Genomic DNA, 2,045 nt, shown 5'->3' on the forward strand with positions numbered 1-2,045 from the left:
CAGGGTGGTTTTTTGTCTTTCATAAGGTATAGTACTAAAAGGGTTAATTTTTAGTCAACCTATTTCAGGACGATGCAGTCATTAAAATTATACATAACGGTTTTGTATAACGCTTCGCGTTTGGCGCCCGGTCAATTTACGGTTTTTTCAATCGTAGCGAAAATTACGTTTCTGTAGTCCTTTTCAATCGTATAGCCATCACGCGCCGAATGCGCGTTATACGTTGTTGTGCTTAGTATTTTCATCAGATTCTATTATATAATTCTTTCGCTTTTTTTCGTGCTCTTTGAAATATATCATTACCATATTTTTCAAAAATCAATTCATTCATTTTTTTATCATAACATTGGTCACTTGGCAGAATCACACACCCTCTACTTTTCAGAATAATTCCATACTCTTCCTCTATATAATTTTTAAAAAAGGAGTTCCACCTTTTTTCGTGAGTATAGATATTTCCGAAATCAAAACAATAAAAGTCTCCATTCTCAAAATCACTTATTGCTTTTTCAAATCCAAATTCACATGTCAGCTCAGTAATAATCACTTTTTCTTTAGATTCACCGGAGTTTTGTGTATCAGATTGATTCTGGGAATAAGATGCAATTCCAATCAGCATTAAAATAAAAATCTTAATCTTTTTCATTTTGAAATATTAAGCACAACGGATTTGTATAACGCGCGTTGCGCGACTGACAATTTACATAATTTTCAATTAGGGAAGGAGAGATGTTGTTTCTGAGTGAATTCAATGCAGTTGAATTCACTCGCGCTATGCGACGTTATACGTTGTTAGCCACTGGTTTGTTTCTTTTTTCTGATCAATCCATAAATCATATTAATCGGAAACAGTATTTGTCCGAAGACAGCAATCAGAGTGATTATCATTATAATCAAATTCAAATTCTTGTTGAATTCATATTTGGTTATATCACTACTATGAAAATGAGATATGATTAGGGCTGAAATAGGCAAAGCAAAAGTCATAATCAAATGACCTAGATTCAATTTTTTAGATAGTCTTACTCCGGTTTTGTTCAAAATCCAATATCCAAGAGCAAATATTCCGAAAATGGTAGAAATCAATATTGCGAAATCAACATAAGAAATTATAAAGTAGGTGTCATGGATATTTATATCCATCATATCATTTCTAGTCCATATTCCAATCAATAGAACAATTGGAATCGCAATCAAAAAAATAAAATGAGGTTTTTCAATCAAATTTCGCATCAAACTTGTGGCTAACTGTCTTGTATAACGTGCGTTGTGCCGTTTTTCAATTTACAAATTATTCGATTAGGTTAGGATAAAGGTTTCTTTATAATCTTTTTCAAACAATTAACTGTCCCAGGCATTATGCAACGTTATACGTTGTTGTGCGTAGTTTTTATTCCCAATTATCCAAATCAGTTTTTATGTACTGCCTATGAGGACTATTAACTCCAATATTCATTTTTTCAATAAAATGTAGAGTATCACCTTCAATTCTTATTTTTCCCCGAATTAATTTAGGACCGTGCCCAATTCCCAAGTACCTTTTTGTATGAATCAAGTTTTTATGTATATCATAAACTCCAACCATAGTCCTTTGTTGATTCAAACTTTCACCTCTCAATAACTCATTTCTTGAAATTGAATAAAACTCAAGCGTCCCATCAGAGCCAAATCTGATAAATTTATTCTCTGCCATTGGCGAATCATAAGAGTCATTTTTTATTCTATAATCTTCTCGTTCAGCAGATTCAAAATTATAAGGACCGATCCAATTTGAATATGCAATGAAGTAATCGGAGGTGTCGATTCCAACAGAGACTAATTCAGCTTGGCTAAATTCATTATTTTTCATTGCTCTGCTAAATGAGGAATTTGTCAACGGCCGAGAATTTTGACAGGACGTCAATATTATCAAAATCCAAAATAAGTTAAGCAAATATTTCCCGATCATTAAATTCATTTTGCATCAAAATGTCACGTCCTGAAATATGGCTACAGGTTAAAAATTGATTTACGCTGTTAATTTATATACCATTTCAGGTGTTTTA

The 2,045-nt window shown here is 32.3% G+C and carries 2 protein-coding genes; both read right to left on the bottom strand.

Annotation, left to right across the window (positions count from 1 at the left end; all coding sequences use genetic code 11):
* Positions 1-244 precede the first annotated feature (244 nt).
* Positions 245-646: a hypothetical protein gene (locus I4Q58_RS15355; protein WP_203296792.1), complete on the bottom strand. Its 402-nt coding sequence runs from the start codon at positions 644-646 to the stop codon at positions 245-247.
* Positions 647-1,390: 744 nt separating this feature from the next.
* Positions 1,391-1,876 carry a hypothetical protein gene (locus I4Q58_RS15360; protein WP_203296793.1) on the bottom strand — a complete coding sequence of 162 codons (486 nt, stop codon included), beginning with the start codon at positions 1,874-1,876 and terminating at the stop codon, positions 1,391-1,393.
* Positions 1,877-2,045: the final 169 nt, after the last annotated feature.

The sequence above is a fragment of the Luteirhabdus pelagi genome, from assembly GCF_016827595.1.
In the GTDB taxonomy this organism is placed as follows: domain Bacteria; phylum Bacteroidota; class Bacteroidia; order Flavobacteriales; family Flavobacteriaceae; genus Luteirhabdus; species Luteirhabdus pelagi.

What these genes read in the sequence shown, in the direction of transcription:
- I4Q58_RS15355 (WP_203296792.1), bottom strand. Translation starts at nt 646, where the DNA reads ATGAAAAAGATTAAGATTTTTATTTTAATGCTGATTGGAATTGCATCT.